General features: G+C 63.9%; 15 protein-coding genes. 9 read left to right on the top strand and 6 right to left on the bottom strand.

Annotation, left to right across the window (positions count from 1 at the left end):
* Position 1 precedes the first annotated feature (1 nt).
* Both LRS08_RS15620 and LRS08_RS15625 read left to right on the top strand, forming a co-directional pair.
* On the top strand, positions 2–193 hold the full coding sequence (locus tag LRS08_RS15620; protein WP_260480930.1) for an SMP-30/gluconolactonase/LRE family protein: 192 nt from the start codon (positions 2–4) through the stop codon (positions 191–193).
* A gap of 21 nt (positions 194–214) precedes the next feature.
* Positions 215–1,372, top strand: a complete 1,158-nt coding sequence (locus LRS08_RS15625; protein WP_409456258.1) for an aldose epimerase family protein — start codon at positions 215–217, stop codon at positions 1,370–1,372.
* Between the two features lie 40 nt (positions 1,373–1,412).
* Here LRS08_RS15625 and LRS08_RS15630 read toward each other — a convergent pair whose 3' ends face one another.
* Positions 1,413–2,147: a FadR/GntR family transcriptional regulator gene (locus tag LRS08_RS15630; protein ID WP_257842820.1), complete on the bottom strand. Its 735-nt coding sequence runs from the start codon at positions 2,145–2,147 to the stop codon at positions 1,413–1,415.
* Positions 2,148–2,278: 131 nt separating this feature from the next.
* Here LRS08_RS15630 and LRS08_RS15635 point away from each other — a divergent pair, with 131 nt between their 5' ends.
* From LRS08_RS15635 to LRS08_RS15660, 6 genes are all read left to right on the top strand, one after another.
* Entirely contained in the window at positions 2,279–3,913 is a 1,635-nt protein-coding gene (locus tag LRS08_RS15635) for a sodium/sugar symporter (protein WP_257842819.1), read from the top strand.
* Positions 3,914–3,915: 2 nt separating this feature from the next.
* The gene (locus LRS08_RS15640) at positions 3,916–4,770 is read left to right on the top strand and encodes a 2-dehydro-3-deoxygalactonokinase (protein ID WP_257842818.1); all 855 of its coding nucleotides are present in this window, start codon (positions 3,916–3,918) and stop codon (positions 4,768–4,770) included.
* Complete coding sequence (locus tag LRS08_RS15645) at positions 4,767–5,411, top strand: 2-dehydro-3-deoxy-6-phosphogalactonate aldolase (RefSeq protein ID WP_260480931.1); 645 nt, start codon at positions 4,767–4,769, stop codon at positions 5,409–5,411. Before LRS08_RS15640 ends, LRS08_RS15645 begins: the two co-directional genes overlap by 4 nt.
* The gene (locus LRS08_RS15650) at positions 5,401–6,597 is read left to right on the top strand and encodes a sulfatase-like hydrolase/transferase (protein ID WP_260480932.1); all 1,197 of its coding nucleotides are present in this window, start codon (positions 5,401–5,403) and stop codon (positions 6,595–6,597) included. The genes LRS08_RS15645 and LRS08_RS15650 overlap by 11 nt, the downstream gene beginning before the upstream one ends.
* A 77-nt stretch (positions 6,598–6,674) precedes the next feature.
* Complete coding sequence (locus tag LRS08_RS15655) at positions 6,675–7,061, top strand: hypothetical protein (RefSeq protein ID WP_260480933.1); 387 nt, start codon at positions 6,675–6,677, stop codon at positions 7,059–7,061.
* Between the two features lie 448 nt (positions 7,062–7,509).
* Positions 7,510–8,718 carry a type IV secretory system conjugative DNA transfer family protein gene (locus LRS08_RS15660; RefSeq protein ID WP_257842816.1) on the top strand — a complete coding sequence of 403 codons (1,209 nt, stop codon included), beginning with the start codon at positions 7,510–7,512 and terminating at the stop codon, positions 8,716–8,718.
* Here the strand turns inward: LRS08_RS15660 and LRS08_RS15665 are convergent.
* Positions 8,639–9,169 (bottom strand): hypothetical protein, encoded by a 531-nt coding sequence (locus LRS08_RS15665; protein WP_260480934.1) that lies wholly within the window; start codon positions 9,167–9,169, stop codon positions 8,639–8,641. The genes LRS08_RS15660 and LRS08_RS15665 overlap by 80 nt on opposite strands.
* A 26-nt stretch (positions 9,170–9,195) precedes the next feature.
* Positions 9,196–9,624, bottom strand: coding sequence for a hypothetical protein (locus LRS08_RS15670; protein ID WP_257842815.1), 429 nt, complete (start codon positions 9,622–9,624; stop codon positions 9,196–9,198).
* A gap of 149 nt (positions 9,625–9,773) precedes the next feature.
* On the opposite strand from LRS08_RS15670, the gene LRS08_RS15675 reads away from it, so the two are divergent.
* Positions 9,774–9,974: a helix-turn-helix domain-containing protein gene (locus LRS08_RS15675; protein ID WP_257842814.1), complete on the top strand. Its 201-nt coding sequence runs from the start codon at positions 9,774–9,776 to the stop codon at positions 9,972–9,974.
* 151 nt (positions 9,975–10,125) lie between these two features.
* Here LRS08_RS15675 and LRS08_RS15680 read toward each other — a convergent pair whose 3' ends face one another.
* From LRS08_RS15680 to LRS08_RS15690, 3 genes are all read right to left on the bottom strand, one after another.
* Positions 10,126–10,995, bottom strand: coding sequence for an ArdC family protein (locus LRS08_RS15680; protein ID WP_260480935.1), 870 nt, complete (start codon positions 10,993–10,995; stop codon positions 10,126–10,128).
* A 203-nt stretch (positions 10,996–11,198) separates the two neighbouring features.
* Positions 11,199–12,851, bottom strand: a complete 1,653-nt coding sequence (locus tag LRS08_RS15685) for a ParB N-terminal domain-containing protein (RefSeq protein ID WP_257842812.1) — start codon at positions 12,849–12,851, stop codon at positions 11,199–11,201.
* A gap of 454 nt (positions 12,852–13,305) precedes the next feature.
* Positions 13,306–14,084 (bottom strand): IS5 family transposase gene (locus tag LRS08_RS15690; RefSeq protein WP_374580061.1). Its coding sequence is split into 2 segments (ribosomal slippage): positions 13,306–13,727 and positions 13,727–14,084, totalling 780 coding nucleotides; the frame shifts between segments, so codons are not numbered across the junction.
* Between the last annotated feature and the right edge of the window lie 18 nt (positions 14,085–14,102).

The following is a 14,102-nucleotide window of genomic DNA, read 5'->3' on the forward strand; positions in this document are numbered from 1 at the left end:
CATGGCGGGCACCCGCGAGCGCTCGATCGCGCTGCCCGCGAGCCAGATCACGAGTTGCGCCTTTGCCGGCCCGCAGCTCGACCGGATGTTCGTTACCTCCGCCGCCGATGGCGTGGTCGAGGAACATGGCGGCGCATTGTTCGAAGTCGATCCCGGCTGTCGCGGCCGGTTACCCAATATGTATCGCGGATAGAGCAGGAGAGAGAGACTCATCATGGCAACGAAAAGCGCATTGCTGATGGCCGCTGCGGCGGCCTGTGCCCTGGGCGGCACGGCGGAGGCGGCGACCGCCAAGCGCGGCAGCTTCGGCAAGCTCGCGGACGGGCGCGAAGTGGCGTCGGTGACGCTCGCAAACAGCCGCGGCGTATCGGTGACGATGATCGCCTATGGCGCGACGATCCAGTCGCTGGTGATGCCCGACCGCAATGGCCGCAAGGCCGATGTCGCCCTCGGATACGACAATATCGGCCTTTACGAGACCAAGCCGCAATATTTCGGCGGGATCGTCGGCCGCTTCGGCAACCGGCTGGCGGAGGGCAGGTTCAAGCTCGACGGCAGGACCTACCAGACCCCGGTCAACAACGGAAAGAACGCTCTGCACGGCGGGACGCGGGGATCCGACAAGGTGCTGTGGGACGTGGTGTCGGTGAAGAGCGGGCCGACCGCGTCGGTGACGTTCCGCTATGTCAGCCGCGACGGCGAGATGGGCTATCCCGGCACGCTGACCGTCGACGCGATCCATTCGCTCGACGAGAAGAACCATCTGACGATCGAGTATCGCGCGACCACCGACAAGGCGACGGTGATCAATCTGACCAACCACAATTACTGGAACCTGTCGGGCGAGGGGTCGTCGAACGGTGCGATGGGCCATGTCGTGACGATCCCGGCGGACACCTATCTGCCCACCGACGACGGCGCGATTCCCACCGGCGAGTTCAAGTCGGTCACGGGCACGGTGTTCGACTTCCGCAAGCCGCGCGCGGTGGGCGATCGGGTGCGCGACGCATCGGACCAGCAGATCGTCTGGGGCCGTGGCTACGACCATAACTGGGTGATCGGCCGCCAGGTGATCGCCGGCCAGCAGCTGATGGCGCGGGTGCAGGATCCGGCGTCGGGCCGCGGGTTCGAGCTGTGGTCGAACCAGCCGGGGCTGCAATTCTATTCGGGCAATTTCTTCGACGCGACCAGCCACGGCAAGAGCGGGAAAATCTACCGCATGGGCGACGCGATCGTGATGGAGCCCCAGAACTTCCCGGACGCGCCGAACCAGAAGGGCTTCCCGAGCGCCCGGCTCGACCCGGGCCAGACCTATCGCAACGTCATGACCTATCGCCTGACCACCGGCCAGGTCGCGAAGAAGAAGCGGTAGGCCGTCCCACATCCTCCCCCGCGAGGGGGAGGACAGGGCACTATTCCTTCGCCCCCTCCGCCTCGTCGATCAGTTCGAGAACGTCGCCGATCAGGTTGCGCATCGCGGTGCGTGCCGCGTCCGGATTGCGCGCGAGGATCGCGTCGCGCACCGCGGCATGGTCGGCCACGCTCGCGGTGCGGCCCTTGATCCGGTTCGTGAAGCGGATCGAGGTACGCAGCGCGGTGGTCACCACGTCGCGGAACTGGACGTAAAATGGGTTGCTTGACGCGCGCAGGATCGCGACGTGGAAGGCGATGTCCGCGTCGAGCGGTTCGTCCAGCCCTTTCTCCGCAGCCTTCATCCGTTCGAGCCCGTCGGTAATCCGCTGAAGCTCCGCATCGTCGCCAAAGCGCGCGGCCAGCGCCGCCGCCTCCGGCTCGATCGCGACGCGCAGCTGGTTGAACTGCTTGAGCAGGTCGACCGAAAATTGCCGTTCGAGCAGCCAGCGCAGCACATCGGTGTCGAACAGGTTCCACGACGTTGTCGGCTGGACGACCGTCCCCTGGCGCGGGCGGGCGCTCAGCAGGCCCTTGGCGGTCAGCATCTTGACCGCCTCGCGCGTCACCGATCGGCTCACATTATGCTGCTTGGCAAGCTCCGCCTCGGTCGGAAACGGCTCGCGTTCGAATCGCCCGGTGACGATCGCGCGGCCCAGATTGTCGAGCAGGCCATAGGTCAGGTTGCGGCCCAGCTCGGGCCGTCCCGCCCCGTCCAGCGTCAGTTCGCTCGCCAAGATTTCCACCTTCCCCTGCTGATCGCTCGGCCGGCGACCACATTATGCCGATCGCGTCGCTAGACAAGACTAATTAATCAGATAAATGTACGCGCCAGACGCATCTTGTGCGTAGCTGGAGGGGATACGGGGTGACAAGCCTGTCGCAAATCGATTTGATCGTCGTGATCGCATATGCGATCGGCATTTTCGGCCTCGCCCAATGGGTCAGCCGCGAAAAGGCGGGTCACACCAAGGACACGTCCGACTATTTTCTCGCATCCAAATCGCTTCCCTGGTGGGCGATCGGCGCGTCGCTGATCGCGGCGAACATCTCGGCCGAGCAGATCGTCGGCATGTCGGGATCGGGTTATGCGATCGGCCTTGCCATCGCATCCTATGAATGGATGGCGGCACTGACCCTGCTGATCGTCGGCAAATGGTTCCTGCCGATCTTCCTGAAGAACGAAATCTATACGATGCCGCAGTTCCTGGAACAGCGGTTCGGGCCGACGATCCGCACCGTCATGGCGATCTTCTGGCTGGCGCTCTACGTCTTCGTCAACCTGACCTCGATCCTGTGGCTCGGCTCGATCGCGGTGACCCAGGTCGCCGGGATCAATCAGGACGTCGCGCTGTTCGGCCTTGGCGTGTTCGCATTGGTCTATCAGTTGCGCGGCGGCCTCAAGGCGGTGGCGCTGACCGATATCGTTCAGGTCACGCTGCTGGTGTTCGGCGGCCTCGTCATCTCCTATCTGACGCTCAGCCAGATCGGCGGCGACGCGGGCGTGCTCGGCGGGTTCAACCGCCTGACCACCGAACTGCCCGAGAAGTTCGACATGATCCTGTCGGAGGACAACCCCTTCTACAAGGACCTGCCGGGCCTCTCCGTACTGATCGGCGGCATGTGGATCGCGAACCTCAGCTATTGGGGGTTCAACCAATATATTATCCAGCGCGCACTGGCCGCGAAGAGCCTGGGCGAAGCGCAGAAGGGCGTGGTGTTCGCCGCCTTCCTCAAGCTGCTGATGCCGGTGATCATCGTGCTGCCGGGCATCGCCGCCGTGCTGCTCGCGCCCGACCTGGCCAAGCCGGATCAGGCCTATCCGACGATGATGGGCCTGCTGCCGGTCGGCCTGCTCGGCCTGGTCTTTGCGGCGCTGGTCGCGGCGATTATCGCTTCCACCGCGTCGAAGATCAATTCGGTCGCGACGATCTTCACGCTCGATCTCTATGCCAAGGCAAAGGGCGTGCAGAACCGCGCGCAAGACGCCAGCGGCAATGCCGATCTGACCACCGCGCATGAAAAGCAGCTGGTGCTGGTCGGTCGCATCACTGCGGTGGTCGCCACGTTGCTGGCGATCGTCACCGCGCGCCCATTGCTCGGCAGCCTCGACCAAGCGTTCCAGTATATCCAGGAATTCTCGGGCTTCGTCACGCCGGGCATCACCGTCATCTTCCTGCTCGGCCTGTTCTGGAAGGGGGCGACGGAGGCCGGCGCTCTGGTCGGCGCGGTCGCATCGGTGCTGCTCAGCTTCCTGTTCTGGTTCCCCGCCGACTGGGGCGGGATCGCCGCGCTCAACGCGGTGCCGTTCATGAACCGCATGATGATCGTGTTCTTTATCAGCCTCGCGCTCGCCGTGGTCGTCTCGCTGGCCCGTCCGGCGCGTGAGGACAGCAATCGCATCTCCATGCAGGGCGTGTCGTTCGGCACCACCGCCGGGTTCAACATTGCGGGCGCGATTGTCGTCGTGATCCTGATCGCGCTTTACACCGCATGGTGGTGAGGATGGACGACGCTTTTCTGGCGGTTGACTGGGGAACCACCAACCGCCGGATTTACCTGATCGAGAACGGAGCGGTCGTGCGCACCGAACGCGACGAACGCGGTGTCACGGCCGTCACAGATTTCGCGGGGGAGGCGGCGGCGATCCGCGCGCGGTTCGGCGACCTGCCGATGCTGCTGGCGGGGATGGTCGGGTCGAACATCGGCTGGCGGGTCGCACCCTATGTCCCGGCACCCGCCGGGGTATCGGACCTGGCTGCCACTCTGTTGCGGATTGACGACCGTACGATGATCGTCCCTGGTGTTTCGACATCGACGGACGTGATGCGCGGCGAGGAAGTGCAATTGCTCGGCGCGGTCACGGCGGGGCTGGTCCCCGGCGACGCGCTGCTCGTTCAGCCGGGGACGCATTGCAAATGGGCGGTGATGGTGGAGGGGCGCATCGCCGACTTTACCACCGCAATGACCGGTGAGCTGTTCGCATTGCTGGGCGCCCATGGCCTGCTCGCCGCGCAGCTTCACGGTGAGGTCACCACCAGTCCAGCCTTTTTCGAGGGCGTTGTCGACGGCAAGCGTCGCGACCTTGCCGCATCTCTGTTTGGCATTCGCGCGGCAAAGATGCTCGGCACGCGCGATGATGCCGATGCCGCCGCCTATGCCAGCGGGCTGCTGATCGGCAGCGATGTCGCCGCGCGGCTCGCCGCGGCACCTGACGCGCCGATCTTCATCCTGTCCGGTCCCGAGCTGGGCAATCTCTACACCGCCGCGATCGCCGCCAACGGCCGCAGCGCCGCATTGATCGACAGCCACGCCGCGTTCGTCGCCGGCATCCTCGACGTCGGAGCCGCCATAGCATGAGCCACCTCGCCCAGTTCGATGCCGCCTTTGCCGCCTGTCCGTTGATCGCAATCCTGCGCGGCGTGACCCCCGACGAAGTTGTTCCGATCGGCGAGGCGCTGATCGGTGCGGGTTTCGCCCTGATTGAGGTGCCGCTCAATTCGCCCGACCCGATCGAGAGCATCGCGCGGCTCGCCGCTGAGGCGGGCGACCGCGCGATGGTCGGCGCAGGAACAGTGCTGCGCGAGGCTGATGTCGCCGCTGTGGCGGGGGCGGGGGGTACGCTGGTCATCTCGCCCAACGCCAATCCGCTAGTGATCGCCGCGACCGCCGCGCGCGGGTTGGTCTCGCTGCCCGGCATCGCTACCCCGACCGAAGCGTTCGCCGCGCTCGACGCGGGCGCGACCGCGCTCAAGCTGTTTCCGGCCGAAGCGGCGTCGCCGACAGTGCTCAGGGCGATGCGTGCGGTACTGCCCAAAAGCGCGCGGGTGCTGCCGGTCGGCGGGATCGAGCCGGGCAATATGAAGCCTTGGCTCGACGCCGGAGCTGCGGGCTTCGGTCTCGGTTCGGCACTGTACAGGCCGGGCCTGTCCGCCGCCGAAGTCGGCGATCGCGCCGCTACCTTTGTCGCCGCTATCGGAGAGCATTCCTATGTTGCGTAGAACACTCCTGCTCGCCGCGCTGGCGGCAACCACCGCTGCCACCCCGCTGTTGGCACGCACTCCGGCCAAGCCGACCCCGCCAGCCGAGGCACCGCCGCGTCCCAACATCATCGTCATCCTCGTTGACGACATGGGTTTCTCCGACTTCGGCAGTTATGGCGGCGAAATCCCGACGCCCAATATCGACGCGCTGGCGAAAGACGGGCTGCGCTTCACCCAATTCTACAACAACGCCCGATGCAGCCCGACCCGCGCCGCGTTGCTTACCGGACTCAATCCGCATCAGGCGGGAATGGGCTACCTCAGCGGCCTACGCTTGCCACAGTCGCGGGGGACGCATGGCCAGTTGCACCCGCGCGCGGTGACCATTCCGCAAGTGTTGCGGGAGGCGGGCTATTTCACGGCGATGGCGGGCAAATGGCACCTCGGCAACACGCCAGGGACCACCCCGGTCGCGCGTGGCTTCGATCGCTCGCTGAGCGCGATCGCGGGCGGCATCTACTATCCGAAACAGGCGGCACGCTCCGACGCGGGTACGCGCACGCTGCTGGTTGATGGCCGCCCGATCCGCACCGACGATCCGATGCTTGGCAAGGATTGGTACGGCACCGACCTTTGGACCCAATGGGGGATGAAGTTTGCCGATGAGGCGCAGGCGAAGAAGAAGCCCTTCTTTCTATACCTCGCCCATGTCGCGCCGCATTTTCCGCTGATGGCGCCGGAGGCGGATATCGCCCGTTTCCGGGGCAAATATATGGCCGGGTGGGACCAGCTGCGCCGGGAGCGCCATGCCCGCCAGCAGCAGATGGGGCTGATCGGCCCGCACAAGGGGCTCACCCCGCGCCCGCAAAGCGCGACCGAATGGGACAGTCTGGCCCCCGCCCAGCGCGAGCGGTTCGACGCGATGATGGCGGTTTATGCCGCTGCCGTCGCGCGCGTGGACAAGTCGGTCGGCGACCTCGTAGCGCATCTGCGCGAACGCAAGATGCTCGACAACACGCTGATCCTGATCATGTCCGACAATGGGGGCAACGCCGAATCGGGACCGCGTGGCCGTACCGGCCCGGCGCCGTGGGGCGGGCCGCAGAGCAATGTGTTCGTCGGGATGAATTGGGCGATGCTCCAGAATACGCCCTTTCGCTCGTTCAAGCATTTCACAGCGGAGGGGGCATCGCCACCCCGCTGATCGCGCACTGGCCACGTGGCATTGCGGCAAAGCTGCGGGGCAGCTTCGAGCGCACGCCGGGTCATGTCATAGACGTGATGCCCAGCCTGGTGCAGCTCGCTGGTGCCCGCTATCCGGCGCGCTTCGGCGGCCATGCGATCCTGCCGATGGAGGGGGCCAGCCTGGTCCCGGCCTTTACCGGCGGCCAAATCGAGCGCCGCCAGCCGCTGTTTTGGGAGCATGAGGGCAACAAGGCGGTCCGCGACGGCCAATGGAAGGCGGTCCAGCGGCTCGCTGGCCCCTGGGAGCTGTACGACATGGCCGCCGACCGCACCGAACTGCGCGATCTCGCCAAACACGAACCCGCGCGGTTGAAGGCGATGATCGCGGCGTGGGATGATTGGGCCGCGCGCACCTTTGTCGATGAATGGCATGAAAAAGCCGCGCGAACCGACTGGGGTGCACCTATGGGCTCCGACGACTAGTCGCCAGCCAGTCGGGTAGGGCACGATCAGGGGTGGCGGGTTTCGTTCGATCGAGCAAACGCTGCAAGGGCTGCAGACCATCGGATCTGGGTAGAGCGGGTACCCCTTAATGGCGGCACGGATAGCTTGCTAGCCGTTCCTCGAATACTTGCCACCCGGCATCTTCTGCTTCGCCTCGGTTGAACCAATGACCGCTTTAGGGTTCTCTGGTCTGCTGGTCGAATGACCGAGATTAGGGCGCAAAGCAGCCTGTTGCGCCGGTGCTGCCTGGCCGTGGATTGACGAGGGGCAGGTCTCGGGCTTTCCGCAACTGAGGCATTATTTATACCGAGAATGACCTCGTCCGCCCGAGCAGTTAGTACCGCTTCGCTCCGTTAGACTGATCTGTCGCGTCTGCATGGCAAGGTGGTGCCTGTAAGTTCTGCGTCCCGCGTGCGAGCATGTTCGTATGTCTGTCACCCATCTCGGTGTCACCAACCACCGCCGCCAGAACCTTCGGTTCGGCATCCGCCAGGCTGATCGTCTCGCGCATCTGTACGTCATAGGCCAAACAGGGGTCGGCAAATCGGCACTACTGGGGCAGCTTGCAGAGCAAGACGGAGGCGCACGCCGGGGCTTTGCGCTTATCGATCCGCATGGCGATCTTGCCGATGCGCTCGCCGCAAGATTGCGGCAGCGCGGCATCGACTTCATCTATCTCGACGCGGCGAACCCAAAGCAGCCGTACGGATACAATCCGCTGCGAATGGTTCGTGCCGACAAGGTCCCACTGGCGGCATCGGGTCTCCTTGAGACATTCAAGAAACTGTGGCCAGACGCATGGGGCGTGCGCATGGAGCACATCCTGCGCAACAGCCTGTTCACCCTACTCGAATGGCCCGACGCGACGCTCCCCGATATCCTCAAGCTTTATACCGACAAGGTCTTCCGGCAGAAGGCCGCGTCCAACGTCTCCAACCCGGTCGTGCGGGCATTCTGGAAATCAGAGTTCGCCCATTATCAGCCCCGCTTCGCAGCCGAAGCTCTGGCCCCAATCCAGAACAAGCTCGGCGCGCTGCTATCCGATCCAATGTTGTACCGCGTACTGGTTGAGCCGGAGATTGACCTGCGGTTCCGCAGCATAATGGACCGCGGTCAAATCCTTCTTGTCAATCTCGCGAAGGGACGGATCGGCTCGGATAGCGCGGACACACTTGGTAGCCTCTTGGTTGCCACCCTCGGGCTGGCCGCGATGTCGCGTGCTGACCTCCCTGCCGAACGACGACAACCGTACTTCATGTACGTCGATGAATTCCAGAATTTCACGACGCTCGCTTTTGCGTCGATGATGGCCGAGATGAGGAAATTCTGCTTCGGCCTCGTGCTCGCACACCAGCACCTACACCAATTGGAGCCCGAAATCCGGCACGCTGTTCTCGGCAATGCTGGCTCTTTGATCTGCTTCCGCACCGGCATTGAGGACGCGGCGTTGTTCGCCAAGGAACTGGCACCTGCCTTCGACCCGCTAGATATCATCAACCTACCCAATCGCCGCTTCTACACCCGGCTCATGATAGACGGGGTGCCGAGCATGCCGTTCAGCGCGGAGCTAGTTGAAATGGCTCACCCGGTTGCGCCTGTGCGAGCCGCCAGCCGGTCTGCCACTTCTCGACCCTGAACTCGAACGGGATGCGAATTGGCTGTCCGACATTCATCTGGGCCACCACGAAGCTGTAGCATTCGTCGGTGGGAACGCGGTGCCGCTTGGGCGGAATAGTGTGAAGCGTAAACGACGCGACGACTCGAATCTTGCCCATGCCGTCGCCGAGCATAGCGTCCACGATGGTCGGATCGGCCACGCTGAACACGTTCGCACAATCGGTATTCGGGGACAGTGTGCCTAGTCCCGACTTGTACCGCGCACTCATGAACCGACCCAGAATCGCTTGCTGTATCTGAAGCCGCTCGTTTTCTGTGAGCCCCGCAGGGCGCGGAGCTGTTTCCGGCTCCGGTCGCGAAATGGCTGCGCCAGAGTCATTTGATGTAAGTGCCGTGTCGGGCGCGGGCTTGCAGCCTGATAATGCCAGTCCAGCGACCACCATGCATTTAACCGTCAATCTGCGCTTCATTGCCCCCTCCACGCGAGCTGATTGATTTAGCGGAACCGCGCTGTCAGCGCGGTCTTGAGGGCCTCGAGTCGCTGCTCCGCGCTTTTCTGCGAGGCGGTGCCCAGGTTTCCGTTCAGCGCGAGATTGATTGCTACTGTGCGCCCGTCAGGCCGGAGCGCCACGACGACTGTTCGCTGCACATGGCGCCCGGTGAGGGCGGCACCCATGCCGTCCACGCTGTCGGTGAGCGTGACTGCGTTGCGCTCACTGTCCGTGCCCGACACGCGATATCCGAGTGATTTCCCCACTTCGCTCGCAGCAGGGATGAAGTCGGGAGCGCGGCGAGGAAGCTGGAAGGTAGTGTTCGTTGCGTACGACTTGGGCGGCGAAAGCCCACCGATGCCAACGCATGCGGCCAACGCCAAAGAAAGCGCCGCCGATGTCGCACTACGAACCAGCGATGTGAATTGAACCATTTGAGCTCTCCCCAAACCTCACCCAGGGAGCACCTACCTAAAAATAGGGAGAAATACCATAGGGAGTTTTGCACTATCGTAAAACTCCCTGCCACTCGGCGTAGGCTATGCCGCGCCCTCGCAAATCCGCATTCGATCCGCCGTATATCGTGATCATCGATCGGCTGATTGCCCGGCGCAAGGAACTGGCAATGTCGCAGGTGGACCTAGCGCAGGCATATGGCGAGGATCAGAGTTTCATTAGTCGCGTGGAGCGGCGGCAGCGCCGGATCGACGTATGGGAATTTGTGCGCCTGTGTCGGTTGCTAAAGGTTGAACCCGGCGATGTGCTCGCTGATATCGACGGATAATTGGCACTCCCGCTGACGAACGTAATCTGCGACTGCGAAGACCACGGGTCGAACGAGCCCTGCTCATTCTGGGAAATGTGTTCGAGCCGCGCGTGGTCTGCTTCCTCCGAGCGGAATAGAAAAGCAGCCGGCATGTGCCGGCTGCGAAAGATCAGAATGGTAGCTGCTTCTCGTGCAGGTAGGTCACGGCGGCAGTCGAGAGGCTCGCGGCGGTGAAAATCGCGCGGGAGTCGCTCCGCAGGATTTTTAGCCACGACGCGACATATGCGGCATGATCCGGGCGCGGATCGTTGGTTACGCCCAGATCTGCGCACAGAAACGCCGCCCCAATCTCCGCGACCAGCTCCTCGGCTGCGTATGCCGCGTCGCCGAACCGCTCGCCGAATGTTCGATTAAGCCGATGCTCCGCACCGGTCCAGTGGACCAGCTCGTGGAGTAGGGTCGAATAGTAGCATTCGGTGGGACTAGAGGTCGGCGTGCCGACGAACCGCCCTTTGTCCGGGATCGCGATATAGTCGCTGCCCGGATCGAAATAGGCGCGTGTGCCGCCATGCTCGATCCGCGCGTTGGTCAGCCGGATGAACAGGTCGACCTCGTCGAGCGTCTCGGCTGCCGGAACGGTTGTAACGTCTGGATACCCGCCCTCGACCTGCTCCAGGTTGAACACGATCGAGGAGCGCATGACGAAGCCAGAACGGCGCTCGTCATCCTCTGTCCGTTCGTTCGGCTTGTAGAAGATGATGGGTGCGCCGCGCTGCCCCTTGCGGACCTGCGCGCCGCGCGTTGCCCACTGACGGTATGTTGCCCAGTGCGGCGAACCATATCCCCGGAGCATCTGCTCGGCCCAGAGGCCGACGACATTCCCACCAGAGTAGGGCTTGCCACTGACCGCGTTCACCGGGCGGCTGCTGCCGTCGCCATGCCAAGGCATGACGAAGGGGCCTGCGCCTTGCTCGATCGCCTCGATGATCCGCGCCGTGATGGTTTCATACGCCGAAGGCGTTCGTGAAGTGCGTGCCATGTATGTGTCTCCCGTTCTTCCGGGAGCGCCCCACCACCGTGGTGCGGCGCTCCCCGGAGCGCGGGAGCCGAAGGTCTAGTATCGCGGAGACAGACGCGCCGCACACGGCGGCACTTTGATTAACGCGTTGGCATTGCCGGACGTTGGGGAGTTGAGGGACTTGGGGGATGTGAAGGGAGCGGGGTGGCCGCTCCCTTCGATAGTCACTCTGCCGATGCGGGTGGGGTGTAGCTCCCTTGCGGGAACTTGAGCCATCGCGGAACCCAGCCTTCGACCTTCTGCCGTCCGTTTCGGCCTTCGAGGCAGTCGCGGATGATGGCCTTCTGGAGTTTGAGCGTGGTGCCTGCATTCGCGCGGCGGGCTTCCCCGCCTGCCACTTCCTCGACCATCGCCTCGACCACAGCGCGATTGCGCAACAGGTCGAAGAAGGCACCGTCCGGCTGCCAGTCTCCCGAAAGGTCGATTGCAATATGTGCGCCGAGAACGTCGATCAGTTCATGTCCAGCCTCCAGGCTCTCGGCCATCGCCGCGGTCGCGAGCTGAAGTACGGCATCGTCGGTCAGCACCGTGAGCGCGGAGAATGTCGCGGCCAGTTCCCCGTATCGGCCGCATCCGATCACGCTTTCGCCATCGTCCTCCCCCAACAGCGAACACGCGTCGCTGAGCGCACGGCGAACCTGCTCTGAAGCGGGAGCCTCCGCCACGCTCTGTGCGATCTCCGCCTTGCGGGTCTGGAGCGGATCGGCCTCGACCTTCCACAGGCCCGACCCGCACACCATGTGCGCGACGATGAGCCGGAGGGTGAGGTCGGGCCGTTTGACCAACTCGGCCCTAATCACGGCGTGACGGTGGAGATCGACATAGTTGCGCAGCGGGGCGGAGAGTTCGGGGCGCTCCGCTGGACTTCCCTTTTCTCGGTCGGCGCGCTCTGCCTTGCGGGGCTTCCAGCCTTCGTGCGTCTCGACCTCACCCGAACGCGAGACCATGATGTACACGCCGCCGCCCTCGCTCTGGTCCGCGCGCACATATTCCCACCGCTCGAAATATGACGTTTCGGGCAGGACATGCACGCTCTCCCAGCCCTGCTCGCGGTATGCGGCTGCCAGCGCATCGACTGCGCGCGTCTGATGCTCCCAGAACAGTTCGCTATCGGCGAAGTAGCGGTCGTCGCCGAACAGGTCGGAGATGATATCGCCGGGATAGGTGTCGAGCGGGAAGATCGCCGACTTGGTCGGGATCGACTGCCCGCCGCATAGCCAGTGCCTAAGGTTGCTTCCGATAGGGGCGCGGCCATCCGGGTCACGCCAGAGGGAGAGCCATTCTTGCTGGCGAGCGCGGGAGGCGAGGGTGAGGTGACGCACGGTTGCAGGGTCGATCTCTCCCTTGCGATAAAGGGAGCGGATGGCGGGCAGAAGGTTCCCGAGCGCCAGAACCCGCTTCACCTGCTGCCCGGTGATGCCGAAGGTGAGCGCGATGTCCTCGACGCTTCTCCCGGCTTTCACGAGCCGGACGAAGCTCATCCATTGGCTCACTTCGTCCGCGTCCTGCCGGGCGACGTTTTCAATGAGGGATGCCTCAAGCGCGTCGGCATCATCGCCCTCGTCAAGGATCGCGCACGGCAGGGCTCCGAGGGGTAAGCCCTCGGCAGCGAGTGCCCGTGCCGCGAAAAAGCGACGGCGACCGGCGACGATCTCGAACGTCTTCTCGCTGCCATTGGGGCGTACCAGAAGCGGGACTAGGATGCCCCTCGCTCGCACCAAGGGCAGGAGGTCGGAGACATCGGGTGCCTTCGCGCCATATCGCATGTTGAGCTTCGACACTGACAACTGGTCGAGATTGAGATGGGTCAGTTCCATTGCAGTCACTCCTAGATGCGCACCGACCCGGAAGGGGTGGGCGGCAAGAGCGACTGGAAAGGCGGGGCGCGGCAGCTTGCACCCGCAGGGCCGGAACGAATGTGGAGGACCGAGGGCGGAGCCCTCGGTTGCTGGCTGCGGCGCTTCGCCTAACGAGGCTTGTCGATCAACCCCTTCGGGTGGAGCGCTTTAGCAGAGCATTCCTGACCTCATCTACGAGGGGCGTATGATGAAGCGGAAGCTGCCCCATCGCTTGCAAACATCAAGCTGCGGTCTTGAGGCTCGCAGGCGCGAATGCCACCCCCGAGCAGAGCTAGACTCGCAAAAAACGACAGCATATGGTAATCTCGATACGATTATACCAGCCAGGTATCCACCGATAGGGCTTGCCACGGTCGCAATATGTTCAACCTAGAAAAGATAAAGATTAACTACGAGATTCTAGGGTCGGGACTCATAACCACCATGTGACGGCTGCGGCGAGGTAGATGGCGCTGAGGAAGTTGGTGGCGAGCTTGTCGTAGCGGGTGGCGATGCGGCGATAATCCTTGAGGCGGCAGAACATGCGCTCGACGGCGTTGCGGCCCTTGTAGAGCGTCTTGGAGAAGCAGCTTTTCCAGCGGCGGTTCGTCTTGGAGGGGATGTTCGGAACGGCACCCTGCCGCTCGATCAGGTCGCGGATCGCATTGCTGTCGTAAGCCTTGTCCGCGAGCACGATGGTGCGCGGCGCGAGATCATCGAGCAACACATCGGCTGCGCGGCAGTCGGCGACCTGGCCACCGGTCAGCAGGAAGCGGAGCGGCCGACCTTCGCCGTCGGTGAGCGCGTGGAGCTTGCTGTTGCGGCCGCCCCGGCTGATCCCGATCGCCTGGACGAGCGCCCCCCTTTTCCACCGCCCGCGGAGCGGTGCGCCTTCATATGCGTGCTGTCGATCAGGACCTCGGCGGGCGGCCCGCCTGCTGCCGCGAGCGTGACGAACAGCTCCTGCCACACACCCTTTGCCGCCCAGCGCACGAACCGGTTGTAGAGCGTCTTCCTCGGCCCGTAGCAGGCCGGCGCGTCGACCCAGCGCCCGCCCGACTTCACCACATGAATGATGCCGCTGATCACCCGCCGATCATCGACCCGCGCCACACCGCGCACCTTGTCCGGCAGCAGCGGACGCAGCCGCTCGAACTGGGCTTCACTCAACCAAAACTCGCTCAAATCCACGCTCCTGCTGGCGCAGCGCATGAATCACATCCCAGCCGC

This window comes from Sphingomonas sp. J315 (assembly GCF_024666595.1).
In the GTDB taxonomy this organism is placed as follows: Bacteria; Pseudomonadota; Alphaproteobacteria; order Sphingomonadales; family Sphingomonadaceae; genus Sphingomonas.